Raw genomic sequence first — 25,173 nt, forward strand, 5'->3', positions numbered from 1 at the left:
TCGTCCGGGTGCGGCAGCCCCGGACGGGTGCGTCAACCGGCCGCCGGCAGGCCGTGCCGGCCCAGCTCGCGCCGCCGCCCGGCCTGGAGCCAGAGCTCGGCGGGCGGACCGGCCGCCGCACCGGCCGCCTGGCATGCCTCGAAGGCGGCGATCGCCGCCGGGTCGCCGGTGCCGGCCGCCCCGAAGACCTGGACGAGCGCGTGCGACACGGCAAAGGCGGCCTCGGCCGCGCCGGCGGCCACCGCGGGCGCCCGGTGGCCCGCGGCCACCCCGGCGGCTTCGTCCTGCGCGGCGCGGCGCACACTGATCCGGGCGACGGCGACCAGCGCCGCAACCCGGGCGAGCCGGTGTCCGGTGGACTGCATCTCGATCAGCGGACGGCCGGCGACGGTACGCGACCCGGCGCGCCGACGGGCCAGCACGAGCGCGCGCTCGGCGGTACCGACGGCGACGGCGGCGTGCGCGAGCAGGTCGCGGTCCGCGACCGCACGGGCCCGGTCGGCGGTCAACTCGGCGCGGCGCACCGGCGCGTCGTCCGGACCGAGGCTCCAGCGAGCCGAACCGTCCGCGGCGGTGCTCACCGCGACCGGCTGCTCCGCCGCCCCGCCGCCCCACGCACCCGGGCCGAACACGTCCAGGACGGTCCGCTCGGCCAACAGCGTCCGGGTCTCCCGGCCGGCCGCCGCCGCCCGGCTCAGGGCCTCGGCCCATTCCGCCCAGGTCCGCGCCCCGGCGCCCTCCGCGGACCCGTCCGCCACCAGTGGACTCACCATCACAACTCCCCCAGCCTCGGGTCCAACGACAGCGTGTCGAGCAACAGGTCGACGGCGTTGCCGGAGATCGACAGTTCCGGGCCCTCCAGCACCGCCGCCCTCAGCCGCCGGACCAGGTCCGGGCGCCCGTGGACGGCCGGCTCGGACAGCAGGTCCTCACCGATCCAGCGGGCGACGGCCTGGGCCGCTTCACCGCAGGTGTACTTGGAGTACGCCGACCGCAGGTAGTCGAAGTCGAGCCCCTCGGCGGTGGCCACCGTCTCCTGGGCGAGCGCCCGGGCACCGGCCAGCTCGTACTCCAGACGGGTCATGGCCGCCCGGCGCCGCTCGGTGTCGAGTTCCGGGACGGCGGTCACGGTCTGCTCCGCCGCGTGCAGCCACACCCGGCCCCGGCTCAGGTAGTCGAAGCCCGCGCGCTCGAACCCGGCAGCGGCGGTGACCAGCGGGAACCCCCGGTCGACGGTCCCGAGCACGGCATCCTCGTCCAGCTCGACCTCGTCGAACCCGACCACGAAGTACGGTTCGCCCATCGCCCGCGGGGTCGGCGTCACCATGACGCCCGGCGCACTGAGGTCCACCAGGAACAGCGTGATGCCCGCGTACCGGTTGGCGCCCTGCGAGGTCCGGGCCGAGACGAGCCCGAGCCCGGACCAGTCGGCGTGCAGGCTCCAGCACTTCTCGCCGGTGAGCGACCATCCGGTCCCGGTGCGGCGGGCAGCCGTGGTGATGGCGGCGGCGTCTGAGCCGGCCCCCTTCTCCGAGAGGAGCAGGCTGGCCTGAGTCCGGCCGGAGGCGAGCGCGGGCAGCCACCGGGCGCGCTGCTCCTCCGTGCCGTAGCGCAGGATCGTGCACCCGACGCCCTGGATGGTCACCAGGTGCACCTCGTCGGCGAATTGGCGCAGACCGATGGCCTCCGCCACCGCCGCGTACTCCTCGGCCGTGCCGCCCCGACCGCCGTACTCGCGGGGGTAGTGGACCGCCAGGAGCCGCTTGGCCCCGAGCGCCCTGTACGCGTCGCGGGCTCCGGCACCGGCTGGCAGCGCGTCGAGCACGCGCCGCAGCTCGCCGTCCAGGTCGGGCGTCACGCCTCGGTCACCCCGTCCGCCTCCGCCTGCTTGCGCAGCGCCTCCACCTCGGCGGCGAAGTCCCGCAGCACGGGGTACGAGAAGAGCAGCGTCATCCGGACCGGCAGGTCGACCGCGCGGCCGACCCGGCCCACGAAGTGCATGCCGACCAGACTGTCGCCGCCGACCTCGAAGAAGTCGTCGTCCAACGTGACGTCGTCCCGGTCGAGGATCTTCTGCGCGTGCTCGAGCACGGTGTCCTGAACGTTCATTACTGCCGTCCCTTCCTTGCGGTGTCGTCGTCGTGCGCAGCAGGCTGCGGCGGTCAGCGCGGCTCGTAGTCGGCCACGGTGCGGGCCAACGCGGTCGCCGAGGCCTCGAAGGAGTCCACCGGCCGCATCAGGGCGACCCGGACGAAGCCCGAACCCTGATCGGGGTCGGCCCAGTAGAACGGGCTCCCGGGCAGCACCCCGACACCCCGCTCGCCGAGCCAGCCGCAGAGCTCGACGCCGTCCCACCCCTCCGGGAGGCGGATCCAGGCGACACTCATGGTCGGTCCGCCGTCGACGACCGACAGTGGGCCTCCGGCCAGGGCCTTCACCAGGGCGGACCGGTTGCGTACGCTGGTGTCGCGGGCGTGACCGACCACGTCCGCCCGACCCGACTCGGCCAGCAGGGCGAAGACGAAGGGCGAGACGTTCAGGAGCAGGTCGTCGGTGATGGCCTGGAGCGCGGCGTGCCGGCGCGGGCCGGCGATGAGGCTGCCCACCTTCAGGTCCAGCATCGGCCAGACCTTGCCGACGTCCTCGATGCCGATGTGGTCGACGTCGTGCTCCAGGAAAAACGCGTAGCCGTCCCGGGAGTTGAGCCCTTCGCTGAAGAACCGGAAACTGAAGTCGACGATCAGCAGCACCTCCCGGCGGCGGCACTCCAGCGCGATCCGCTCTAGCATCTCCGGCGCCGGGTCGAACCCCGTCGGGTTGTTCGGCGTCACGAGGAACAGCGCGTCGAAGTCGCCCCAGTGCTCCGGGTCCTCGGGCTGCTCAAGGATGCGCTCGCCGACCGGCACCAGCGGCACGCCGTGCCGGTTCAGGATGTCGGGGATGTTGTCGAAGGTCGGATTGAGCAGGCCGACGCGCAGCCCTTCGAGCCGCAGGTGGTTGGCTACGACCTCGATCGACAGCGACGACGAGTAGTGGTGCAGCGGCCCCTCGGCGCGGTCCAGCACGCTCGGCTGACCAGCCGCGCGGAAGAAGGTCCGCTCGAAGTCCGTCTGGACCTCCAGCTGCTTGCGCTTCTCCACCTCGCGATACAGTGCGGGGAGCCGGTCCACCAGCTCCTCGGTCGCGGGCGGCGTGCCCTGGCGGGCGTGTCCGTCGGCGAGGTTGTGCTCCACCGTCAGCCCGGTCCACTCGATCCGGGTGAGCGTGGAGTGGGCGGTGGAGGGATCGACCTGGACCCTCGCGGGCGTGTCAACCGGATTGTCGGGCAAGGGTACTCCTCGGGTCACTTCGGTCAAGGACGGTATGAACCGGCGGGACCGCTCGTGGCGGTCGGGCCAGGACGGCTCTGAGGCACGGCCACATCGCGACACCGCCGCGCGACGACACAGCGGTGTGACGAAACGGCGGCGCACACGGAGGCCGACCGGGCAGGGCAGCGTGGTGGGGGGAGTGGCGTGGTCGGGGGACTGAAAAGGGATACGTGTGGTCAGCTGCCGGACATGGGCGCCGTGGCAGCCGTCGCCACTCCGGCCAGTACCGCCGCGGCAGCCCGGTCGATCTTTCCGTTGACGGTGAGCGGCATCCGGTCGAGCTCGTGCCAACGCGAGGGCACCATGTAGGAGGGCACGTGCTCGGCCAGCCGGGTCCGCAGGGGCGGCAGGGCCGGGGTGCCGGCGGAGTCGTCGAGCGAGGACTTCACGAGGACCGCGACCAGTCGGGTGGTACCGGCGAACGACTCGGGGAGCACGACTGCGTCGACCACGTCGGGCTCGGCCCTCAGCCAGCCCTCGACCTCACCGGTCTCGACCCGGAAGCCCCTGACCTTGACCATCGTGCCGAGCCGCCCGGCGTAGACGAGCCGGCCCTGGTCGTCCACCCGGCCCCGGTCCCCGGTCAGGTAGATCCGCTCGCCCGACAGCCTCGGGTGCGGGACGAACCTGGCGGCCGTCAGCTCCGGCTGCCCGAGGTAGCCGTCGGCCAACTGGCGTCCGGCTACCGCGATTTCACCGGTCTCGCCCGCCGCGACCGGCTCCAGGTCCTCGTCCACCACCAGGACGTCGACACCGTCGACGGGTGTGCCGATCGGCGCGTACGGCCCCTCGTCGGCTGGGTCGCAGCGGTGGACGCTCGACCAGACCGTTCCCTCCGTGGGTCCGTACTCGTTGAAGAGCGGCACCTCCGGCAAGGCCGCTGCGTGTCGGCGCACCAGTCCCTGGGCGAGCGCCTCGCCGGCGACCACCACGCAGCGCAGACCCTTGAGCTCCTCAGGGTGGAACTCCAGGATGGCCGCGTACTGGGACGGCACCCCGTCGAGGTGGGTCACCTGGTGCCGGGTCACGAGCGCCGCGATCAGGCCCGGATCGCGCGCTTCGTCCGCGGTCGGCAGGACCAGCCGTCCGCCGGCTGCGAGCGTGAAGTAGAGCCCGGCCACGGCTGCGTCGAAGGTGAGCGGCGCGAGCATCAGATAGCTCATCGCCTCCGACGGGAAGACGGCGAACCTGGCGACGGTCGAGTGGACCACCGCCCGATGCGGCGCGACCACGCCCTTGGGCCGACCCGTCGAACCCGAAGTGAAGATCACGTAGGCCGGGTCCACCGGCGTCGGAGCGACCAGGGCCGCGGCGCCGTCCTCGGCCCGGCTGGCCGCCGGGACGGGGACGGGAACCGCCCCCAACTCCTGGGCCAGCCCGTCCGGAACGGCTCCGGTGAGCAACCGGATGACGGCCTGCTCGGCTGTCTGCCGCAGGCGCGAGCGAGGCGCCCCGGTGTCCAGGGGAATGTAGGCCGCGCCCGAGAGCGTGACGCCGATCATCCCGATCACCGCTTCCGGCGACCGGTCGACGGCGACCCCGATGAACATCCCCGGAGCAGCGCCCTGAGCCGCCAGCTCGGCGGCCAACTGTTCGGCGCGCTCAAAGAGCCCACGGTACGTTAGGTCGACGCTGCCGATGGTGAGGGCGATCCGGTCGGCGTTCCTGCGGGCGGCGTTCGCCAGCAGGAGATCCAGCCTGTGACCAGCGCGCGCGCTACGGGCGAGCGTACCGTCCGGCCCGCCCGCCGGGCCCACGTCCCGGAGGTCGCCCTGACCCGCGGTCGCGTTGAACTCCGGTTTCAGGGTGTCGATGTGGGCCAGGCAGTCTTCGCGCGAGCCGGTAAAGCCCTCACGCCGCCAGCCGTCCGGCAGCGGTCGGCGTTCGGGCCAAATGGAGTGCCGCCCCTCATGGTTGACCACGACGGCACAACCAGCCACATCGTCCTTCATCACGCGCCTCCCCGGCGGCGACGTTCCAGTTACGGCGAATCCTTCTCAACGTGCCATTCGAAACGGGAAGTTGAGAACAGGGTCTCGCCTCGATCTCGCAGCCCCGCACTGCTCGACGGCACCGCTTGCTGACAGTGCCCGGGTTGTTCGACGAGCACCGCAGTGCGCGCGCCACGACAGCCTGGGCGATCCGCTGTCGTACGGTCAGTCTCCCTGCGGAACGGCCGACTCCTGAGCTCGCAGCAGGCTCGCCGGGCGCAGGTCGGTCCAGCGTTCGTTGATGTAGTCGATGCAGGCAGCCCGGCTGTCCTCGGCCTTGACCATCGTCCACCCCGGCGGAACCTCGGCGAACATCGGCCAGAGCGAGTGCTGCCCCTCCGCGTTCACCAAAACCGCGAAGCGGCCGTCCGGATCATCAAATGGATTGTTCGTCGACTCCGCCACAAGGCCCCCGCCCCTAGTCAGTTTCATGGCAGGTAATGTGCTGGTCGCCCGCCACTCAGGACTCTCGCACACTCCTGTCGAGCCAAGCAAGATCCGTAGACGAGATACAGGGCAACAAGGCCGGGGCGTCGGTCGTCAGTGGCACACGGCCCGTACGGCGGAGGCGATCACCTGCCAGGATGATCCGTCCTGCGGGGGCCGGTCGGCCAAGACCACGGTGAGGGCGCCGTCGTGCGGAGCTCAGCTGCCCAGGGTGTGCCACTAACCGCCGGCGGTGCGCTGATCAACGGTCACAGTGTCCATTCGATCGCGGAACCGTGGCGCCGCCGGCCAGTACACGTCGTTCTGCGCGATTCGCCGCTCACCGCACTGGTGGGGACGTACACCTCGATGCGGCAGCCGTTCACCCCGGTGCCCGGCCGAAATCGGGCTCTCCTGCTTGTTGGGTGGGTCATGCTGCCGGGGGTTGGCGTCCGGGGAGGGTGGGGCGAGGTCCTGCGAGGGTGAGCATGACGAGGGCGAGGACGGCGTCGGCGGAGTGGAAGCCGAAGCCGCGCCGGATGATCAGGCGGGTCTTGGTGTTGGTGGACGCGATCAGTCCGTTGGACAGGCCGGTGATGAGCGCGGAGCGGATGGCGTCGTAGTGGCGGACGATCTTGCGCTGGAGCTCAACGAAGGAGGGGAACCGGCAGCGGCGGGCCCAGCCGATCCAGGCGTCCAGGGCCTTGAGGGCCGCGGTCGGGCGGCGCCTGGCCAGGGCGGTGACGGCCCGCAGGGCCTCCTTCAGCCGCCAGGCGCGGTGACCGGGGGTCGGTGGCCGCGATCCAGGCCAGCTTGGCGACCTGGTGGTCGGTCAGGTCCTCGCGTTCTTCCAGAGTGCGAAGCGGGAGTCCTTCAGTGACCGGGCCGTCTCCCGGTCACCGAGTTCGCGGCGGGCCCGGTTCCACGAGGTCCGGCGCTCGGTGTTCAACGCCTCGGGGGCCGAGGCCACCACGTGAAAGGCGTCCATCACCCGCAGCGCACCCGGTGCCCGCCGAGCGATGACCTCGGCGATCCAGGCGGCGCCGTCGGCACTGATGTGGGTCAGCCGAGCGGCCCTGACCTCGCCGAGGTCGTCGAAGAACCTGGAGAGCATTACCCACGCCTATCCACCTGGGAGCCATGGCGTCGCATCCGGTAACGGATGAGCTGGGCCAGACGGCCCCGATCGTGGGACGATGCCGATATGAACCGACTCGCGAACGCGACGTCGCCGTATCTCCTCCAGCACGCCTCCAACCCAGTGGACTGGTGGCCGTGGGGAGAGGAGGCGATGAGGGAAGCTAAGCGGCGGGACGTGCCCATTCTGTTGAGTGTGGGTTATTCGTCCTGTCACTTATGCTTCTGATAATTTACTGGTGCCACGTGATGGCCGGGGAGAGCTTCGAGGACGAGGCGACCGCGGCCCTGGTGAACGAGAACTTCGTCGCGGTGAAGGTCGACCGCGAGGAGCGCCCGGACGTCGACGCCGTCTACATGGAGGCCGTGCAGGCCGCCACCGGGCAGGGCGGCTGGCCCATGACCGTCTTCCTGACGCCGCAGGCACAGCCCTTCTACTTCGGCACCTACTACCCGCCGGAGCCGCGCCACGGCATGCCGTCGTTCCGGCAGGTGCTGGAGGGCGTGCGGGACGCCTGGCGGGAGCGCAGGGGAGAGGTCGACGAGGTGGCCGGCCGCATCACCCGGGACCTCGCCGCCCGCACCCTCTCGCAGGGTTCCGCGCAGGCCCCGGGCGCGGAGGACCTCCACACCGCGCTCATGGCCCTGACCCGGGACTTCGACGCCCGGCACGGCGGGTTCGGGGGCGCGCCGAAGTTCCCGCCGGCCATGGTCATGGAGTTCCTGCTGCGCCACCGGACCCGGACGGGTTCCGAGGCCGCCGGCCAGATGGCGGAGGCCACCGCCGAGGCCATGGCCCGCGGCGGCATCTACGACCAGCTCGGCGGCGGCTTCGCGCGCTACGCGGTGGACGCCACCTGGACGGTTCCGCACTTCGAGAAGATGCTGTACGACAACGCCTTGCTCTGCCGCGTCTACGCCCACCTGTGGCGGGACACCGGGTCGGAGACGGCCCGGCGGGTGGCGCTGGAGACCGCGGACTTCATGGTGCGCGAACTGGGCACCGCACAGGGCGGCTTCGCCTCCGCGCTCGACGCGGACAGCGACGACGGCTCCGGCCGCCACGTCGAAGGCGCCTACTACGTGTGGACGGCGCAGGAACTGCGGACCGTCCTGGGCGAGGACGACGCCGAGGTGGCGGCCCGCCACTTCGGGGTGACCGAGGAGGGCACCTTCGAGGAGGGGGCCTCGGTGCTGTGCCTGCCGGACACCGGCACCCCCGTCGACGCCGACCGGCTGGAGTCGATCCGGCAGCGGCTGCGCGAGGCCCGCGAGCGCCGCCCCCGACCGGGCCGGGACGACAAGATCGTTGCTGCGTGGAACGGACTGGCGATCGCCGCGCTCGCGGAGACCGGCGCCTACTTCGACCGCCCGGACCTGGTGCAGGCCGCGACCGACGCGGCCGACCTGCTGATCCGGGTCCACATGGACTGGCGGGGGCGCCTGCACCGCACCTCGCGCGACGGCACCGCGGGGGCGAACTCCGGTGTCCTTGAGGACTACGCCGACGTCGCCGAGGGCCTGCTCACCCTGGCCTCGGTGACCGGGGAAGGCGTCTGGGTGGAGTTCGCGGGCTTCCTCCTCGACACGATCCTGGCCCACTTCCGGACCGAGGACGGCGCACTCCACGACACCGCCGACGACGCCGAGACGCTGATCCGGCGCCCGCAGGACCCGACGGACAACGCGACGCCCTCGGGGTGGACGGCCGCCGCCGGGGCCCTGCTCCGGTACGCCGCGTTCACCGGCAGCACGCCCCACCGGGAGGCTGCCGAGGAAGCACTGGGGGTGGTGCGGGCGCTGGGCGAGCGGGTGCCGCGCTTCATCGGCTGGGGCCTCGCCGTGGCCGAGGCGGCCCTGGACGGACCACGGGAGGTCGCGGTGGTCGGACCGGACGACGAGCCCGCCACCGACGCCCTCCACCGGGCGGCCCTGCTGTCCCCCGCGCCGGGCGCCGTGGTGGCCCGCGGGGTGCCTGACGGTGAGGGGGCGCCGCTGCTGCGGGACCGCCCGCTGGTGGCCGGAGCGCCGGCCGCCTACGTGTGCCGCGGCTTCGTCTGCGACCGGCCCACCACCGACCCGGCGGAGCTCATGGCGAAGCTGACGCCCTGAAAGGCGCCGGCGCGCTGAGGCGCTGAGGTGCTGAGGCGCCGAGGTGCTGAGGCGCTGAGGCTCTGAGCCGGGCGGAGTGGGCCGGTGAGCCGCTCCGCGGGATGAGGTGACGCCTCGTTTCCGGGCTGTCCGGTGGCGTCAATTCCACTCGTCCCCTTCTCGCCCTTCCCCTCCCTCCTGGGAGGGAAGTCCGAAAAATCGGGCGTGAGGTCGAATGCGCCGTGGAAACATTACTCATGGTGACGACTTCGGGGCGCGCAGTGCCCGGTGAGGGGGAGAGATGCCGACCAACCATCAGTTGACGGGCGCCCTCGTGGGGGTGGCGGCGGTCTGCTGCCTGGGGAGCTATGTCGTGGGCGGCGCGCCGCTGGTGCTGGGCCTGGCGGTGGCCGCCGTCGCCGTCATGACCTGGCGCGTCGGGGTGGCGTCACGACCTCGCGGTACCTGGGAGGGGCCTCCTCCGGGCCCGGCCGGGCGTACGGGCGCCGGGGGTGGCTCCCGGGGCGCACCGCTGCCCGGCCCCGCCGCGGCGAGCGGCTGCGCACGACGGGAGGTCCGCCCGGCCGGAGCCCCGCCCTCCGGCGGCCCGGCCCGGGTGGACGCCGAGCGGGCGGGCGGCGGTTAGGGCCGCGGGGCCGCGGCCGGTGGCGGGCGGGCGTCGGTGCGCATGCGTCGGTGCGCACGTGTTGGTGCGCACGTGTCGAGGGGTGTTTCGCCGGGAGAGCGTTCGTGGTGGTCGTGGCCGCTCAGTGGTGGGTGTAGGCCACCAGGGAGATGCCCACGTAGTGCACGACGAAGGCGGCCAGCGTGAGGGAGTGGAACACCTCGTGGAAGCCGAACCACCGGGGTGACGGGTTGGGGCGCTTGATGCCGTAGATGACCCCGCCCGCGCTGTAGAGGAGTCCGCCGACGAGGACGAGCACGAGCACCGCCACGCCACCGGCGTGCAGGTAGTCGGGCAGGAAGAAGATCGCGGCCCACCCCATCGCGATGTAGCAGGGGGTGTAGAGCCAGCGCGGCGCCCCCACCCAGAAGACGCGGAACGCGATACCGGCCAGGGCCGCGGCCCAGATGGCCCAGAGCATGATCTCGCCGCGAGTGCCCGGCATGAGCAGGATCGTGAACGGCGTGTAGGTGCCGGCGATGATCAGGAAGATGTTGGCGTGGTCCAGGCGCCTGAGGATCCCGCCAGCCCGCGGCCCCCAGTTCCCTCGGTGGTAGAGGGCGCTGATGCCGAAGAGGAGGCAGGCCGTGAGGGTGTACACGGCACAGGCCACACGTCCCCTCGGACTGCCTGCGAAGGCGGTCAGCAGCACTCCGGAGAAGAGTGCTGCCGGGAACATCCCGGCGTGGAGCCAGCCGCGGAGGCGTGGCTTGAGGGGGGCTGCTGCTGCGGAGACGGCGGCGGCGGCCTCGCTGACCGCTGACGCCGCGGTGGACACGGGAGAGGTGTCTGCCTTGGCGGCACGGGGCGCTGAACTCATGACGGTCAGCCTATATACGCGACCGTAGGTTACGAATCAACTACCAGGGTGGCGACGGTCACGGAGAGGCCCTCTGGACAGAAGGCCTCGCCTCACTGGATCATCAAATGAGTGCGGTCGGCACCGGATGAGCGGTCACGAAGCATCCGGGTCGCAGCCCCCAAGGGGTACAACTCCACACCAAGCGGACTCCGGCATGTGCGACCGGCCCGCCCAACCCTCATCTAGGAGCGATCGTGGCGCGTGTAGACGCAGCTCCCCTCACCCCGACCACCCACCGGGAACTCCTCCGGTGGGTCGACGAGATCGCCGCCCTCACCGAGCCGGACCAGGTGGTCTGGTGCGACGGATCGCAGGCCGAGTACGAGCGCCTGTGCGAGGAACTCGTCGGCAGGGGCACGTTCAGGAAACTCGACCCGATCAAGCGGCCCCACTCCTACTACGCGGCCTCCGACCCCTCGGACGTCGCGCGGGTGGAGGACCGGACCTTCATCTGCTCCGCCAAGGAGGAGGACGCCGGGCCGACCAACCACTGGCACGACCCGGCCGAGATGAAGAAGCTCTTCACCGGCGACGGTGCGGACGGCTCGCAGCGCGGCATCTTCCGCGGCGCCATGCGGGGCCGGACGATGTACGTGGTGCCCTTCTGCATGGGCCCGCTCGGCTCCCCGCTGTCCGCACTGGGCGTGGAGATCACCGACTCCGCGTACGTGGCGGTGTCCATGCGCACCATGACGCGGATGGGGCAGGACGTCCTCGACGCCCTGGGTGAGGACGGCTTCTTCGTCAAGGCGGTGCACACGCTGGGCGCCCCGCTGGCGCCGGGCGAGCAGGACGTCCCCTGGCCGTGCAACCCCACCAAGTACATCTCCCACTTCCCCGAGACCCGCGAGATCTGGTCCTACGGGTCCGGGTACGGCGGCAACGCCCTGCTGGGCAAGAAGTGCTACGCGCTGCGCATCGCCTCGGTGATGGCGCGGGACGAGGGCTGGCTCGCCGAGCACATGCTCATCCTCAAGCTGACGCCGCCGCAGGGCGAGTCCAAGTACGTGGCGGCGGCCTTCCCCTCGGCCTGCGGCAAGACCAACCTCGCCATGCTGGAGCCCACCATCCCCGGCTGGACCGTCGAGACGGTCGGCGACGACATCGCCTGGATGCGGTTCGGGGAGGACGGCAGGCTCTACGCCATCAACCCGGAGGCAGGCTTCTTCGGCGTGGCCCCCGGCACGGGCGAGCACACCAACGCCAACGCCATGAAGACGCTCTGGGGCAACGCCGTCTTCACCAACGTCGCGCTCACCGATGACGACGACGTGTGGTGGGAGGGGATGACCGAGGAGCTGCCCGCGCACCTGACCGACTGGAAGGGCCAGGACTGGACGCCGCAGTCCGGCACCCCGGCCGCACACCCCAACGCCCGTTTCACCGTCCCCGCGGAGCAGTGCCCCACCATCGCCCCCGAGTGGGAGGACCCCCGGGGCGTCCCGATCTCGGCCATCCTCTTCGGAGGCCGGCGGGCGAGCGCCGTCCCGCTGGTGACGGAGTCCAACAGCTGGCAGCACGGCGTCTTCCTCGGCGCCAACGTCGCCTCGGAGAAGACCGCCGCCGCCGAGGGCAAGGTGGGCGAACTGCGGCGTGACCCCTTCGCCATGCTGCCGTTCTGCGGCTACAACATGGGCGACTACATGGGGCACTGGGTCGAGGTCGGCAAGGACGCCGAGGCGCGCGGCGACGGCGACAAGCTGCCGAAGATCTACTACGTCAACTGGTTCCGCAAGGACGAGGCGGGCCGGTTCGTCTGGCCGGGCTTCGGCGAGAACAGCCGGGTGCTCAAGTGGATCGTGGAGCGCCTGGAGGGCACCGCGGAGGGCGTGGAGACGCCCATCGGCGTCCTGCCGACGAAGGAGGCGCTGGACACCCGCGGCCTGGGCCTCTCCGGCGAGGAGCTGGACTTCCTGCTCAGCGTCGACGTCGACGTGTGGCGGGAGGAGGCCGCACTGATCCCTGCGCACCTGAGCACCTTCGGTGACCACACGCCGAAGGAGCTGTGGGACGAGTACCGCGCGCTGGTGGAACGACTGGGCTGACGCGTACGGCCTGGCCGCACACGGTGGGGCGGCCAGGCCCGCGAGGGACGTCTCCGTGCCCACGGGGTGGGGTGTTCCCGGGGATGCGCAGCCCGTGTCCGCGCCGGTGCCTGTCCCCGGTGGCCGGGGCCGGGGGCGAGGCCAGACGGAAAGGCGTGGCCAGAACCGCCGGTGCACTGGCCGCGCGGTACGCGGGCCGTCCTGCTCGGGCCGCCGCGGTCAGGCCGCGGTCGTCAGGTCGAGGGCGGCGGCGTGGGCCTCCATGCGCTCGGTGCTCAGCTCCATCGCGGTGACGTTGTCGCGGGCAGTGGCCACCGAGAGGGCGTTGCCGGCGAGGGTGCGGGCCCGCTGGTGCAACGGGAACGGGTGGTGCACCGAGTCGCCGCTGGGTGCGGCGCGCAGCGGCGCCCTGCCGCGGTTCAGCCGGGTGACGAGTTCGGCTATGCGTTCCGCGGCCCGGTCGAGGTCCTCGCCGGGGGAGACGGCGCGCAGTTCGTCGGTGACGGTCAGCAGAGCGGTCAGATGCCCGGCGAGGCGGATGTCCAGCTCCTCGTCACGGGAGCGGTGGGGGACGCCGGGCTCGGCGGCCATGCGATGGACCGACGGGGTGCGGATCGGCTCGTACACGGAAGACCTCCTGGCAAGCTGTAGGAGCCCATCCTACCTTAGACAATGTCTAAAGTTGTCTTCCGTGCAAGAGGTGCTCGGGGGTGTTTCCGGGCTGCTCCGGTTGCCGTCGACCGTTGTCGCAGGGCAGGGAACGCCTTGTACGGGACGGAGCTGGGGCGGCCCTTGCCTGTGACGGGGCGGGACGGGACGGGGCAGGACGGCGCGGCGCGGCGCCGGCAGGGAGCAGGGCTGACCAGGCCAGGGCCGGCGGGGGCGGCCGAGCGCTCCGGGGTGCCCCGGGCGGTGCGGGGATGAACGCGTCGAGGTCCCGGCCGCGGGAGCGGGGCCGGGGCCTCGACGGGGGAGCGGCGCGGGTCGGACCGCCGGAGTGGGCGGGTGGGCAGGCCTGACGGTGATCGGTACGGGGTCAGTACTGGCTGTAGCCGTCGAGGAAGGAACCGATGCGGGTGACGGCGTCCACGAGGTCCTCCTTGCGCGGCAAGGTCACCAGGCGGAAGTGGTCCGGCTCCGGCCAGTTGAAGCCCGTACCGTGGACGATCATGATCTTCTCGGACCGCAGCAGGTCGAGGACCATCTCCCGGTCGTCCTTGATCTTGTAGACCTTGGGGTCGAGGCGCGGGAAGGCGTAGAGCGCTCCCTTGGGCTTCACGCAGGTGATGCCCGGTATCTGCGTGAGCAGCTCGTAGGCGGCGTCGCGCTGCTCCAGGAGCCGGCCGCCCGGGAGCACCAGGTCGTTGATGGACTGCCGCCCCCCGAGCGCGGTGGCCACGGCGTGCTGGGCCGGCATGTTGGCGCACAGCCGCATGTTCGCGAGGATCGTCAGCCCCTCGATGTAGCTGCCGGCGTGGGCCTTGGGGCCGCACACCGCCAGCCAGCCGCTGCGGTAGCCGGCGACCCGGTAGGCCTTGGACAAGCCGTTGAAGGTCAGCGTCAGCAGGTCCGGGGCGAGGGCTGCGAAGGGGGTGTGGGTGACGCCGTCGTACAGGATGCGGTCGTAGATCTCGTCGGCGCAGACCATCAGGTTGTGGCGGCGGGCGATCTCCGCGATGCCCTCCAGCAGCGCGTCGTCGTAGACCGCGCCGGTGGGGTTGTTCGGGTTGATGACGACGATCGCCTTGGTGCGGTCGGTCACCTTGCGCTCGATGTCGGCGAGGTCCGGCATCCAGTCGGCCTGCTCGTCGCACCGGTAGTGGACGGCGGTGCCGCCGGCGAGCGAGACCGAGGCGGTCCACAGGGGGTAGTCGGGGGCGGGGACCAGCACCTCGTCGCCGTCGTCGAGCAGGCCCTGCATCGACATCTGGATCAGTTCGGAGACGCCGTTGCCGAGGTAGACGTCCTCGACCGACAGTTCGACGCCCCTGGTCTGGTAGTGCTGCATGATCGCCCGCCGGGCTGAGAGCAGGCCCTTCGCGTCGCCGTACCCGTGCGCCGTGCCCACCGTCCGGAGGATGTCCTCGAGGATCTCGGGCGGGCAGTCGAAACCGAAGGCCGCCGGGTTTCCCGTGTTGAGCTTGAGGATGCGGTGTCCCGCCGACTCCAGCCGCATCGCCTCCTCGAGCACCGGGCCCCGGATCTCGTAACAGACGTTGGCTAGCTTCGTGGACTGGATCACCTGCATACGGCCACGATACGGGCGGGCAGCAGGTCCCGCCCGGTGTTTTACACCACGTGGGGCCGCCCCGGCCGGGCCGCTGAAGGGCTTGCGTGCGGTGGCCGGGCGCCGTTCCGGGGGCGGGCGCCCGGCCTCAGCGGCTCGGCCGCGCCGCGTCGGGCTTCCGCGCTTCGATGAGGAAGCGGGAGGAGTGGGCCACGAACGGGCCTTCGGCCGTGATCTGCTCGTGCAGCCGACGGAGCCGGTCGCGTTCCCGCTCCGGAGTGAACCCCGGCACCATCCAGATGACCTTGCGCAGGAAGTAGACGACGGCACCGACATCGTGGAACTCCATCCGGAGCCGTTCGGCGCGGAGGTCCACCACCTCCAGCCCCGCTGCCCGGGCCCCGCGGCGCGCCTCCTCCGGGTCGCGGGCGCGCCGCGCCGCCGGCTGCGGGCCGAGGAAGTACTCCACCAGCTCGAAGACGCTGGCCGGACCGACCTGTTGGGACAGGTACGTGCCGCCCGGCCGCAGGACGCGGGCGATCTCCTCCCACTGGACGGTGACCGGGTGGCGGCTGGTGACCAGGTCGAAGGCGCTGTCGGCGAACGGCAGCGGTGGCTCGTCCTCGTCGGCGACGACCACGGCGCCCAGCGGGTGGAGCAGCGCCGTCGCCACGGCGACGTTCGGTGCCCAGGACTCCGTCGCCGCCAGCACCGCCGGGCGGCGGGCGGGGACGGGACGGACCGCGGGGCCCGTGCCGGTCCTCGTACCGGTCAGCGCCCCGGCCAGCACCTCGCCGCCGCCCGTCTGCACGTCCAGGGCGGCAGTGGCCTGCGGAAGCCGCCGCGCCAGGAGTTCCTGGTACCCCCAGGAGGGCCGCTCCTCCGTGGCCCGGCCCCCGAGCCAGGAGAAGTCCCAGCCCTCCACGGGCACGGTGGCGGCCTCGGACACGAGATCTTCGAACGACGGTGACATGCCCTCACTGTTGCGAGTCGCTCCGCAGGCACGCAAACATGTTTCCGCAGTCGTGCGCGTGGCGGCCCCTGCCGGAGCACCCTCGGGAGCCACGGCCCCTCGGGGCCTCGGGTCTTTCTTTTGGATCAGGCTGGATCAGGGAGCGGCGTCCGGTGCCGTGCGTCGCAAGGCGGAGGTGGGGGTGCCCCCGGCCGGAGGCTGGGGGAGGAGCCACTGCGGTGGGGGCACCTCCCGGTGCCCGAAGGGCATGGGGGCCATTAGCGACTGACGGCAACGCGGCGAGGCGCGGTGCCGGACGTGGCGAGCCCAGCAAGATCGAAGGAAAGGCCCTGGCCTAGTAGCACCGGCCCTCGTTGTGGTGCGCCCAGCCCTGGTCGAGGAACCGGAAACCGGCAGCCACGGACGATTCCGGGTCCGCCTCACGCGCAGCCATGAGCTGGATCTGCAGCGCGAAGCGGACGTAGAAGCGGATCTCGTCACTCGGCTCGTCGAGCCCGAACTCCTCGGTGAGCGTGGCGATCAGCGCGTCCTCGTGACGTAGCCACATCTTCTCCGCGTAGTCGATCAGGGACGGCGTCCCGTTCATCAGAGCAAGGATCTGGCTCTGCGGCTCGGTCGTCAGCGCGTCGATCTCAGCGAGGTAATGCGCCTTCAGTGCATCAGAGACCGAGGTCCCTGGCGCGCGGTCCCGCACCGCGGCGATGAGCCGCTCGTGCCGTTCGCCCTCGTCACTGAAGACGAGCGCTTCCTTGTGCGGGAAGTGCGCGAAGACCGTCTTGGGTGTCACATCCGCCTTGTCGGCGATCTCGCGCACCGTCACGGCATCGAAGCCGCGGTCGAGGAAGAGTGCCGTCGCCGCATCCAGGATCGCCGTCCGCGTAGCGGCCTTCTTGCGCTCACGCCGCCCCACGGGCACTGAATCCACCATGCCCTCACTCTACCCTCGGTCGCTATCTCCATCGGTTGTAAAAGGATACTCGGTGTAGTTAGAGTCCGGGTGAAGTCGCAGTGCCTGGTGGCGGACGTCTCGACGACAGACCGCCATGCCACCACCCGTCATCCCCGAGGCCGGAGCGTCCGCCTGCCGTCAGTCGGCACGAACGCCGCACGTCAGCGCCCGGCCCTTCACCAGAAAGACGACGCCGATGCCCCACACGACCGTGCGCTCCACCGTGCGGCGCGCGAAGCCACCGACGAACGCGCAGGAGCACAGCAGTGCCGACGGACCCCAGCCTCAACGCCGCCTGGCGGGAGCACTGCTGATCGCAGGACCAGTGATCTTCCTGCTGGGGGAGTTCATCTCCGCCGCCGCGTGGACCGATCCCGCCTACAGCTACACCTACGACTTCATCAGCGACCTGGGTGTCCACGGGCCGTCGACCCTGTTCGGCCAGTACATGTACTCGCCGCTGGCCTGGGTGATGAACGCCGGATTCCTCCTCTTCGGGATCACCATCCTGGCCGGGGTGGCCACTTTGCGGGACCTGGCCCACAGGCGCCGGTGGGCCCTACTCGTCCCCGCTGCGCTGCTGGCTGTCGGCGGCGTGCTGCTCGCGCTGTATCCCGGATCGGGCGAGGCTCTCAAGGACGGCACCGGTGAGTACCACAGCCTGGGCGCCTTTGCCGGGTTCACCGGCGGCAACGTGCTGGCCATCGTCCTCGGACGCCGCCGGCAGCGCATCGGCGTCTCCGCCCGCATGGGCCGAGCGTTGATCACGGTCGGCGTGATCGGTCTGATCTCGATGCTGCTCTACCTCGCCATGATCGTCACTTCTCACGACAACGTCATCGGGATCATCGGCCTCATCGAACGCGGCGTCGTCCACCCGTTCCTCATCGGCTTCGTGTGCGCCGGAGCCGCGATCTGGAAACGCAACAACACCTCCGCACCGCCGTCCGTCGCAGTAGGCACGGCGAGCTGACCCCGCCCCGGCGAACACCACCGACGCAAAGCATCAGCCGTGAACTCCGCACCCCAAGGACCACGATCGTGAACAGCACCCCCACCACCCCCGCGAGCCTGGACGATCCCGCCCCCGCCGCAGCTGCGTGGGTGCGCACCTGGGGCGCAGCCCCGCAGGCCCCGGACAACTCCGTCAGCTCCGTCGAGCCCTTCGAGAATGCGACCCTGCGGCAAGTCGTCCGCATCAGCGGCGGCGGACACCACGTGCGCATCCGCATCAGCAACGAGTACGGCACCGCGCCACTGACCATCGGCGCCGCCCGCGTTGCCCTCGCGGACGCCGACGGCGCGATCCAGGACAGCAGCAGCCGCGCGATCACGTTCGGCCGCCAGCCGACCGTCACCGTACCGGCGGGCGCACCGGCCCTCAGCGACCCCGTCGACCTGACCGTCCCCGCACTGTCACATCTGGCCAGCAGCCTCTACCTGCCCGGCCGTGTGCACACCGCCACGTGCCACGGCACCTTCCACACGCTGGGTTGGCTCATACCCGGCGACGCGACCACGCGCACCGCGCTGCCCACCAAAGCCGCTCCGCTGCCGGCGCAAGCCCTGATCACCGCGGTGGAAGTACAGCCCGACACCCCTACCCAGACCATCACCGTGCTCGGCGACTCCCGCGTCGACGGCATCGGATCCACCCCCGGCACCGACCGGCGCTGGACCGACCTGCTCGCCGAACGCCTGCATGCGCACGGCAGCCGGACCCGCTGCGTGGTCAACCAGGGCATCGGCGGCAACCGCCTGCTCACCGAGGGCATCGGCACCGCCGCCCTCGCACGCTTCGACCGCGACATCCTCGCCACCCCCGGACTGGGGCATGTGGTGATCGCCGTTGGCAACGACCTCGTCTTCTCCTACGCCCCGCGCAACGAGGAGACCGCCGCCCTCCTCGCGATGTTCCCCGGCGAGCCCGTCGGCGTGGACGACATCATCGCCGCCCACCTCCAGGCCGCCGCCCGCGCCCGCGCCCACGGCGCGAAGGTCTACGCCGCGACCATCGCCCCTTACGGCGGCTCGGACATGTACACCCCCAAGGGCGACAAGGCGCGCGAGCAGATCAACGACTGGATCCGCACGAGCGGAGCCTTCGACGCAGTCCTCGACTTCGACGCCGTCTGGCGCGACCCCGCCGACCCCAGTCGCATCCACGACGACCTGCACATGGGAGACCACCTCCACGGCAACGACGCCGGCTACGCCGCCCTTGCAGAATCCATCGACCTCTCCCTGTTCGACTGACCCCACCCCGTTTCGTTCGAGCCGTTGCCTCTGTCCCCGGGCGGGCATATGGCAAGGACCCCTAAGCGCCCCGTCGCACCGACCGGCCCGCCAGGACGTCGGTGCGGCGGCCGTCCTCCACCACGAAGTGGCCGTCGATCAGGACGTGCGGGATGCCGGCCGGCAGGACGCGGGGCTCCTCGAAGGTGGAGCGGGCGGCGACCGTCTCGGGATCGAAGAGGACCAGGTCGGCGCGGTGGCCCTCGCGCACCAGGCCCCGGTCGGTCAGGCCCAGGCGGGCGGCGGGGCGTGAGGTGAGGTGGGCGACGCACTCCTCCAGGCCGAGGACGCCCAGCTCGCGGACGTAGCGGCCGAGGTACTGGGGGAAGGTGCCGTAGGCCCTCGGGTGCGGCTTGGCGCCCTGGAGGATGCCGTCGCTGCCGCCGGTGTGGACCCGGTGCCGCATGATCTGCCGGACGTTGTCCTCGTCACCGACGTGCTGCAGGATCGTCGGCCCCAGCCGGTCCTCCAGCAGGAGGCGCCGGGCGGTGACCCAGGGCTCCTCACCCCGCTCCTGAGCGCTCTGCGCGACGGTGCGGCCCACGTAGGAGGAGTGCGCGGGGTCGCTGACGCCGGAGATCTCGATGGCGTCCCACTCGATGGGCACGCCGTGGCAGCCGTCGGCGCCCTCGACCTCCATGACGTGGCGGATGCGGGCGGCGCTCTCGTCGTCGCGCAGCCGCTCCATGATGGCCTCGGGGCCGCCCACGCTCGCCCAGCTCGGCAGCATGGCGACGAGCGTGGTGCAGCCGGGCGTGTAGGGATAGGTGTCCAGGGTGATGTCGCGGCCCTCGTCCAGCGCCCCGTCCAGCAGCGCCAGCAGCTCCGGTGCGCGGCCCTTGTTGACGCCGAAGTTCATCGTGGCGTGCGCCAGGTGCAGCGCGCAGCCCGCGGTGTGGGTGAGTGCCACCATCTCGCGGTAGGCGTCCAGCGCGCCCGCGCCGTAACTGCGGTGGTGAGGGCAGTAGTAGCCGCCGTAGGAGGCCACCACCCGGCACAGCTCGGTGAGTTCGGCGTCGTCCGCGTACATGCCGGGCGTGTAGGTCAGGCCCGAGGACATGCCGACGGCGCCCTGCTCCATTCCCTCGGCGACCAGGTGGCGCATGCGGGCCAGCTCCTGCGGGGTGGCCTCGCGGTCGTCCCAGCCGAGGGCCAGCATCCGCACGGTGCCCTGCGGGATGAGGTAGGCGGCGTTGGTGGCGATGCCATGGCCGTCGAAGCCGTGGTCGAGGCGGTCCAGGTACTCGCCCACCGAGCGCCAGTCGAAGTCCAGGTCGTCGGTGCCGGGGCCGCTGCCGTTCCAGCCGACGATCTGCGCGCGGACCTCGGCCAGCGTGCGGTCGTCCACCGGTGCGTAGGACAGCCCGTCCTGGCCGATGACCTCCAGCGTGACGCCCTGGTTGACCTTGGCCTCGTGCGCCGGGTCGCGCAGCAGCGCCAGGTCGCTGTGGGCGTGCATGTCGATGAAGCCGGGGGAGAGGGCGAGGCCCGCCGCGTCGAGCGTGCGCCGGCCGCTGAGCCGGGGCGCGGCGCCCGCCGCCCCCTCGCGCCGGATCTCGGCGATCCGCCCGCCGTCCAGGCCGACGTCGGCCCGGTAGGAGGGGCCGCCCGTCCCGTCGATGACGGTGACGTCGCGCACCACGGTGTCCATGCTTGCCTTCTTCCTCGGTGTTCCGCTGTGCCGGCCGCCGGCCGCGGCGGCCTGGTTGCCTGCCTGACCGGGCCGCCGGACCGGGGATGAGGTTCCGGCGGCCGGGACAGGTCCTAGAAGTAGGTCCGGATGAGGTCCACGACCGTCCCGTCCGCCTCGACGAGCGGGATGAGCTGCCACTTGTCGAAGGAGGTGCAGGGGTGGGACAGGCCCATCCCCAGCCAGTCGCCGACCTCCAGGTCGGCCCCCTCCTCGGTCCGCACCCACGCGTGCTGGTCGGACAGGCCGGTGACGGTGATGCCCTCGGCGGGCCGCACCGAGCCGTCGCGGGCGTCGCGCACCACCTGCGCCTCGGGAAGATCCAGGTCGTGGGCAGCGTCGCGCTTGCCGGCGTTGGCGAACGCCTGCGAGCCGCCTGGCCGGGAGACGACCTGGGCCCACAGGCGGAAGGCGGGCTGCAGCGAGCCCTCCTCCGGCACCCGGTTGAAGGGCGTGAGGTGGCGGTAGTGGCCGTCGTCGTGCGAGACGTAGGCGCCCGAGCGCAGCAGCTTGAGCACCGGCGCGGAGAGCTGCGGCACGTCGGCGAAGACGTCGGCGACGGCGTCGAACCAGGCACTGCCGCCGGCGCTGACGATGATCTCGCGCTCCGCGGCGGGTGTGCTCTCCGCGGCGACCTCGGCGAAGTGGCCCGCGGCGTCCAGGTCGGCCGCCAGGGTGGTCAGCCGCCGCAGGTAGGCGCGGACGGTGCGGGGCCCGGCGTCCGGGACCTCGCCCTCGTACCCGGCGACACCCACCAGGCGCAGGGTCCGCACGCCGGCCACCGCCTGAGCCACCCGCACGCACTCGGCCTCGGTGCGGGCACCGGTGCGCGCGGCCTCGCCGGCGCCCAGCTCCACCACCACGTCCACCGGACGTGCCGAGCCGGCCGCGCGCAGCGCCTGGTCCATCAGCTCGACGCCGCGGACGGAGTCGACGTAGCAGGCGAAGCGGAACTCCGGGTCGGCGTCGAGTTCGCCGGCCAGCCAGTGCAGCGCCGCCGCGTCGACCAGCTCGTTGGCGAGGAAGATCCGCTGCACGCCGAACGCGCGGGCCACCCGGGCCTGGTGCGGGACGGCCACCGTGACGCCCCAGGCACCGTGGGCGACCTGGCGGGCGAAGAGCTGCGGGGCCATGGAGGTCTTGCCGTGCGGGGCGAAGGCCAGACCGTGGCGCACGGAGTAGCGCTCCATGAGGGAGAGGTTGTGCTCGACCGCTTCGGCGGAGAGGGCCAGCACCGGGGTGGTGAAGCCGCCGGTGAACAGGTTGCGGCGCTCGGCTGCCAGCTCGCCGACCGTGCGGCCCGCCGCCTGAGGGGGGAGGCCCTTGAAGCGGTGGTCGACCTTCTCCTCCGCGAGCGCGCGCAGAGCCTCCTCCATGGCGGCGGGGACCGGCGGCATGCCGTCGCCCGTGCTCCCCGGGGCGGTGTCGGCCGACCGGGCGGCGTCGTCGGGGTGAGCGGCGGCCATGGGGCGCCTCCTTGCGTCCGTGTTGCATTCTCTGCAACGCCCATTGCGTGTATCGCTTAACGCTGTCTAACATCCGACCCGTTACCCGGTCAACGGCCGGGAGGCGGCCCCGGAGCGCCGCCGGACCCGCCCCCACGGAATGGACGGCCATCGTGACCACGCCTGAGCCCCTGCCCCCGCACCGCCTCGAAACGGGTGGGCGCGGCGCGGGCACCGCCGCTCAGGCGCCCGCGGCCGGCGCCGAGGGCGTGGAGGTCGTGTGCCTGGGTGAGTCGATGGTCACGTTCCTGCCGGCCACCCCCGGACGGCTCGCCGACGTGCCCTCCTTCGACCGCGTCATCGGCGGCGCCGAGTCCAACGTGGCCTGCCTGCTGGCCCGCGCCGGCCACCGGGCGCGCTGGGTCTCGCGCGTGGGCACCGACGGCTTCGGCGACCACCTCCTGGAGCAGATCGCCGCCCACGGCGTCGACGTCGACCACGTCCAGCGGGACCCGCGCCGCCCCACCGGCATCTACTTCCGCACGGCCGGCGAGCGTGCCACCGGCGCCGAGGGCGAGCCCCGCACCGACGCCGAGCCCGCCGCACCGGAGGCCCGGCCGCAGGACGCCGCGCCCGCGCTCGCCGAAGTCGTCTACTACCGCGCCGGCTCCGCGGCCTCCGCCATGACACCCGACACCCTGGACCCGGCGGCCCTCGCCGGCACCCGCGTCGTCCACGTCACCGGCATCACCGCGGCGCTCTCCGACGGCTGCCTGGCGGTGCTGCGCACCCTCGCCCGCCGCACCGAGGGCCGCCCGCTGCTCTCCTTCGACGTCAACTACCGCGTCGGGCTCTGGCAGGCCGCCGCCGACCGGGCCGCCGAGGCGCCCACCGGAGGCGAAAGTGCCGGGCCCGCCGTCCTCCTGGAGCTGGCCCGCGGCTGCGACCTGGTCTTCGTCGGCGAGGACGAGGCCGAGGCGGCCTGGGGGCTGTACGGGCCGGACGCCGTGCGCGAGGCCCTGCCCGAACCCGAGCAGCTCGTCGTCAAGCAGGGCCACGAGGGCGTCACGGTCTACCGGCGGCAGCCCGACGGCGGTGACGAGGTGACCTTCGTGCCGGCGCTCAAGGTCGACGTCGTGGTGCCCGTCGGGGCCGGTGACGCGTTCGCCGCCGGCTACCTCTCGGCGACCCTGCGCGGCCTGCCCGTGCGCGACCGCGTCCGCCACGGCCACCTGATGGCCGCGGCCTCCCTCACCGTCCCCGGCGACCTGGGCGTGCCGCCCGCCCGCGCCCACGCCGACGCGCTGGCGGCCCTGGACGACCAGGCGTGGGGCGCGCTGCGGCTCGGGCCGGGCTGGACCGAACACCCCGTCGCCGTCCCGACACCCGTGGAGGTTCCGGCACCATGAGCCAGACAGTCGACCGCGCGCTGCGCATCCTGCCGCTCCTCGCCGAGGGCCCGGCCGGCCTCGAACAGGTCGCCACCGCCCTGGAGGTGCACAAGTCCACCGCGCTGCGGCTGCTGCGCACCCTCCATGAGCACGGCCTGGTCCACCGCCAGCCCGACCAGCGCTACCGGCTGGGCGCCCGCCTCTTCGCGCTGGCCTCGCAGGCGGTGGAGAACCTCGACGTCCGCGAGATCGCCCACCCCCACCTCGTCGAACTCAACGAGAAGTGCGGCCACACCGTCCACCTCGCCGTGTACGAGGAGAACGAGGTGCTCTATATCGACAAGGTCGACAGCCGCTACCCGGTCCGCATGTACTCGCGGGTCGGCAAGCCCGTGGCGATCACCGTGGCGGCCGTCGCCAAGCTGCTCCTGGCCGATCTGCCCGAGCCGGAGCGCCGGGCGATCGCCGAGCGGCTCGACTACCCTCGCTACACCCCCCGCTCGATCACCGATGCCCCGGCCTTCCTGGCCGAACTGGCGCAGGTGCGCGAGCAGGGCTGGGCCACCGACCTCGGTGGCCACGAAGAGTCCATCAACTGCGTGGGCGCGCCCGTCCGGGGAACGGACGGGCGGGTCGTCGCCGCGATGTCGGTCTCCGCACCGAACGTCGTGGTGTCCGCCGAAGAACTCCTCAGCCTCCTCCCGCTGGTGCGGCGGACCGCCGACGCCATCAGCCGGGAGTACTCCGGTAACCCCCCTACCAAGGAAGACCGATCATGAGCGACCAGCTCCCCAAGACCGCGCTGACCCCCGCGACCCACACGGTCCCGCCGGCCAAGTTCTCCCACGGCGTCAAGAAGGGCAACATCCTTCAGGTCGCCGGGCAGGTCGGCTTCCTGCCCGCCGTGGAGGGCCAGGCGCCCACCCCGGCCGGCCCGACGCTGCGCGAGCAGACCCTCCAGACCTTCGCCAACGTCAAGGCGATCCTGGAGGAGGGCGGCGCCTCCTGGGACGACGTGATGATGATGCGCGTCTACCTCACGGACGTCGACCACTTCGCCGAGATGAACGAGATCTACAACGAGTACTTCGCCGCCGAGGGCCTCAAGGAGGCTCCCGCGGCCCGTACGACGGTGTACGTGGGCCTGCCCAAGGGCCTGCTCATCGAGATCGACGCGCTCGCCGTCCTGGGCTGACCCTCCGGCGGTGACGGCCGGCCCGCGGCCGGCCGTCACCCGCACCGGACAGGCAGCGAGGGGCCCGGTACCGCCCGGCCCCTCACCCCGTCCCGCACCACCCGGCGCCCCGGCGCCTCCCCGGTCCCGAAGTGCTCCGCGCCCAGGGGCCGCCCCCGACCGCCCGGTCCGCCCCGCCCGCACCGGGGCCGGCCCGGCCACCGGGCCCGCCGTACCCGGCGCCCGCGGCAACGCAGCCGCAGCGAGGGACGCAGCCCCACAAGGGCCCCGTCCCGCCCGGACGGCTCCAGGCCCCACCGCGCCCCCGGCGCACCTCCTGACCACCCCCCGGTCCCCCGGCTCCCGCGCTGCGGTGGCCCCTACCCGAAAACCCCCGCCGGCCCGGTCTGCCGACCGTGAC

General features: G+C 72.2%; 20 protein-coding genes and 2 pseudogenes. 8 read left to right on the forward strand and 14 right to left on the reverse strand.

The features are described from left to right. Positions 1-32 precede the first annotated feature (32 nt). From ACFV3R_RS20480 to ACFV3R_RS20510, 7 genes and pseudogenes are all read right to left on the reverse strand, one after another. On the reverse strand, positions 33-773 hold the full coding sequence (locus tag ACFV3R_RS20480; protein ID WP_385584696.1) for an acyl-CoA dehydrogenase family protein: 741 nt from the start codon (positions 771-773) through the stop codon (positions 33-35). Then, positions 773-1,858, reverse strand: coding sequence for an acyl-CoA dehydrogenase family protein (locus ACFV3R_RS20485; protein WP_385584699.1), 1,086 nt, complete (start codon positions 1,856-1,858; stop codon positions 773-775). Before ACFV3R_RS20485 ends, ACFV3R_RS20480 begins: the two co-directional genes overlap by 1 nt. After that, positions 1,855-2,109, reverse strand: a complete 255-nt coding sequence (locus tag ACFV3R_RS20490) for a phosphopantetheine-binding protein (protein ID WP_385584703.1) — start codon at positions 2,107-2,109, stop codon at positions 1,855-1,857. Before ACFV3R_RS20490 ends, ACFV3R_RS20485 begins: the two co-directional genes overlap by 4 nt. 53 nt (positions 2,110-2,162) lie before the next feature. After that, positions 2,163-3,329 carry a pyridoxal phosphate-dependent aminotransferase gene (locus ACFV3R_RS20495; protein WP_385584708.1) on the reverse strand — a complete coding sequence of 389 codons (1,167 nt, stop codon included), beginning with the start codon at positions 3,327-3,329 and terminating at the stop codon, positions 2,163-2,165. Between the two features lie 218 nt (positions 3,330-3,547). Next, positions 3,548-5,323: an amino acid adenylation domain-containing protein gene (locus ACFV3R_RS20500; RefSeq protein ID WP_385584712.1), complete on the reverse strand. Its 1,776-nt coding sequence runs from the start codon at positions 5,321-5,323 to the stop codon at positions 3,548-3,550. A gap of 204 nt (positions 5,324-5,527) precedes the next feature. Next, entirely contained in the window at positions 5,528-5,794 is a 267-nt protein-coding gene (locus tag ACFV3R_RS20505) for an MbtH family protein (protein WP_385584715.1), read from the reverse strand. 424 nt (positions 5,795-6,218) lie between these two features. After that, a pseudogene (locus ACFV3R_RS20510) lies at positions 6,219-6,902 on the reverse strand (transposase). 90 nt (positions 6,903-6,992) lie between these two features. Between ACFV3R_RS20510 and ACFV3R_RS20515 the strand changes: the two are divergent. Continuing rightward, positions 6,993-9,037: pseudogene (locus ACFV3R_RS20515) on the forward strand (thioredoxin domain-containing protein). A 280-nt stretch (positions 9,038-9,317) separates the two neighbouring features. Continuing rightward, on the forward strand, positions 9,318-9,662 hold the full coding sequence (locus ACFV3R_RS20520; protein WP_385584718.1) for a hypothetical protein: 345 nt from the start codon (positions 9,318-9,320) through the stop codon (positions 9,660-9,662). Between the two features lie 121 nt (positions 9,663-9,783). Here the strand turns inward: ACFV3R_RS20520 and ACFV3R_RS20525 are convergent, their stop codons facing one another. Further along, positions 9,784-10,521, reverse strand: a complete 738-nt coding sequence (locus ACFV3R_RS20525; RefSeq protein ID WP_385584721.1) for a hemolysin III family protein — start codon at positions 10,519-10,521, stop codon at positions 9,784-9,786. Positions 10,522-10,757: 236 nt separating this feature from the next. On the opposite strand from ACFV3R_RS20525, the gene ACFV3R_RS20530 reads away from it, so the two are divergent. After that, positions 10,758-12,608 (forward strand): phosphoenolpyruvate carboxykinase (GTP), encoded by a 1,851-nt coding sequence (locus tag ACFV3R_RS20530; RefSeq protein ID WP_385584724.1) that lies wholly within the window; start codon positions 10,758-10,760, stop codon positions 12,606-12,608. Positions 12,609-12,827: 219 nt separating this feature from the next. On the opposite strand, the gene ACFV3R_RS20535 is transcribed toward ACFV3R_RS20530, so the two are convergent. The 4 genes from ACFV3R_RS20535 to ACFV3R_RS20550 all read right to left on the reverse strand — a co-directional run bounded on the left by ACFV3R_RS20535 (position 12,828) and on the right by ACFV3R_RS20550 (position 16,736). Then, positions 12,828-13,235, reverse strand: coding sequence for a hypothetical protein (locus ACFV3R_RS20535; protein WP_385584727.1), 408 nt, complete (start codon positions 13,233-13,235; stop codon positions 12,828-12,830). 409 nt (positions 13,236-13,644) lie between these two features. Next, positions 13,645-14,856 (reverse strand): pyridoxal phosphate-dependent aminotransferase, encoded by a 1,212-nt coding sequence (locus tag ACFV3R_RS20540; protein WP_385584730.1) that lies wholly within the window; start codon positions 14,854-14,856, stop codon positions 13,645-13,647. Between the two features lie 127 nt (positions 14,857-14,983). Next, positions 14,984-15,808: a methyltransferase domain-containing protein gene (locus ACFV3R_RS20545; RefSeq protein WP_385584733.1), complete on the reverse strand. Its 825-nt coding sequence runs from the start codon at positions 15,806-15,808 to the stop codon at positions 14,984-14,986. A gap of 334 nt (positions 15,809-16,142) precedes the next feature. Continuing rightward, a complete protein-coding gene (locus ACFV3R_RS20550; RefSeq protein WP_385584736.1) occupies positions 16,143-16,736 on the reverse strand; it encodes a TetR/AcrR family transcriptional regulator in 594 nt (197 codons plus the stop codon). 217 nt (positions 16,737-16,953) lie between these two features. Here ACFV3R_RS20550 and ACFV3R_RS20555 point away from each other — a divergent pair, with 217 nt between their 5' ends. Next, positions 16,954-17,730: a DUF998 domain-containing protein gene (locus tag ACFV3R_RS20555; protein ID WP_385584739.1), complete on the forward strand. Its 777-nt coding sequence runs from the start codon at positions 16,954-16,956 to the stop codon at positions 17,728-17,730. Positions 17,731-17,798: 68 nt separating this feature from the next. Continuing rightward, positions 17,799-19,013 (forward strand): GDSL-type esterase/lipase family protein, encoded by a 1,215-nt coding sequence (locus ACFV3R_RS20560; protein WP_385584742.1) that lies wholly within the window; start codon positions 17,799-17,801, stop codon positions 19,011-19,013. A 61-nt stretch (positions 19,014-19,074) separates the two neighbouring features. Here ACFV3R_RS20560 and ACFV3R_RS20565 read toward each other — a convergent pair whose 3' ends face one another. Together ACFV3R_RS20565 and ACFV3R_RS20570 are read right to left on the reverse strand one after the other, a co-directional pair. Then, the gene (locus ACFV3R_RS20565; protein WP_385584745.1) at positions 19,075-20,703 is read right to left on the reverse strand and encodes an amidohydrolase family protein; all 1,629 of its coding nucleotides are present in this window, start codon (positions 20,701-20,703) and stop codon (positions 19,075-19,077) included. A 113-nt stretch (positions 20,704-20,816) separates the two neighbouring features. Beyond that, positions 20,817-22,118: an alanine racemase gene (locus tag ACFV3R_RS20570; RefSeq protein WP_385584857.1), complete on the reverse strand. Its 1,302-nt coding sequence runs from the start codon at positions 22,116-22,118 to the stop codon at positions 20,817-20,819. 242 nt (positions 22,119-22,360) lie between these two features. Here ACFV3R_RS20570 and ACFV3R_RS20575 point away from each other — a divergent pair, with 242 nt between their 5' ends. Genes ACFV3R_RS20575 through ACFV3R_RS20585 form a run of 3 tightly spaced genes read left to right on the forward strand, consistent with a single transcriptional unit; the run spans position 22,361 to position 24,773 of the window. Next, the gene (locus ACFV3R_RS20575; protein WP_385584749.1) at positions 22,361-23,596 is read left to right on the forward strand and encodes a sugar kinase; all 1,236 of its coding nucleotides are present in this window, start codon (positions 22,361-22,363) and stop codon (positions 23,594-23,596) included. Beyond that, positions 23,593-24,357: an IclR family transcriptional regulator gene (locus tag ACFV3R_RS20580; RefSeq protein WP_385584752.1), complete on the forward strand. Its 765-nt coding sequence runs from the start codon at positions 23,593-23,595 to the stop codon at positions 24,355-24,357. The genes ACFV3R_RS20575 and ACFV3R_RS20580 overlap by 4 nt, the downstream gene beginning before the upstream one ends. After that, on the forward strand, positions 24,354-24,773 hold the full coding sequence (locus ACFV3R_RS20585) for a RidA family protein (RefSeq protein ID WP_385584756.1): 420 nt from the start codon (positions 24,354-24,356) through the stop codon (positions 24,771-24,773). The genes ACFV3R_RS20580 and ACFV3R_RS20585 overlap by 4 nt, the downstream gene beginning before the upstream one ends. Positions 24,774-25,173 lie beyond the last annotated feature (400 nt).

The sequence above is a fragment of the Streptomyces sp. NPDC059740 genome (assembly GCF_042733155.1).
Lineage (GTDB): Bacteria > Actinomycetota > Actinomycetes > Streptomycetales > Streptomycetaceae > Streptomyces.

Coding starts and splice junctions, on each gene's coding strand:
- ACFV3R_RS20480 (WP_385584696.1), bottom strand. CDS start 773: ATGGTGAGTCCACTGGTGGCGGACGGGTCCGCGGAGGGCGCCGGGGCG.
- ACFV3R_RS20490 (WP_385584703.1), bottom strand. CDS start 2,109: ATGAACGTTCAGGACACCGTGCTCGAGCACGCGCAGAAGATCCTCGAC.
- ACFV3R_RS20500 (WP_385584712.1), bottom strand. CDS start 5,323: ATGAAGGACGATGTGGCTGGTTGTGCCGTCGTGGTCAACCATGAGGGG.
- ACFV3R_RS20505 (WP_385584715.1), bottom strand. CDS start 5,794: ATGAAACTGACTAGGGGCGGGGGCCTTGTGGCGGAGTCGACGAACAAT.
- ACFV3R_RS20520 (WP_385584718.1), top strand. CDS start 9,318: ATGCCGACCAACCATCAGTTGACGGGCGCCCTCGTGGGGGTGGCGGCG.
- ACFV3R_RS20525 (WP_385584721.1), bottom strand. CDS start 10,521: ATGAGTTCAGCGCCCCGTGCCGCCAAGGCAGACACCTCTCCCGTGTCC.
- ACFV3R_RS20540 (WP_385584730.1), bottom strand. CDS start 14,856: ATGCAGGTGATCCAGTCCACGAAGCTAGCCAACGTCTGTTACGAGATC.
- ACFV3R_RS20545 (WP_385584733.1), bottom strand. CDS start 15,808: ATGTCACCGTCGTTCGAAGATCTCGTGTCCGAGGCCGCCACCGTGCCC.
- ACFV3R_RS20550 (WP_385584736.1), bottom strand. CDS start 16,736: ATGGTGGATTCAGTGCCCGTGGGGCGGCGTGAGCGCAAGAAGGCCGCT.
- ACFV3R_RS20555 (WP_385584739.1), top strand. CDS start 16,954: ATGCCCCACACGACCGTGCGCTCCACCGTGCGGCGCGCGAAGCCACCG.
- ACFV3R_RS20565 (WP_385584745.1), bottom strand. CDS start 20,703: ATGGACACCGTGGTGCGCGACGTCACCGTCATCGACGGGACGGGCGGC.
- ACFV3R_RS20570 (WP_385584857.1), bottom strand. CDS start 22,118: ATGGAGGAGGCTCTGCGCGCGCTCGCGGAGGAGAAGGTCGACCACCGC.
- ACFV3R_RS20580 (WP_385584752.1), top strand. CDS start 23,593: ATGAGCCAGACAGTCGACCGCGCGCTGCGCATCCTGCCGCTCCTCGCC.
- ACFV3R_RS20585 (WP_385584756.1), top strand. CDS start 24,354: ATGAGCGACCAGCTCCCCAAGACCGCGCTGACCCCCGCGACCCACACG.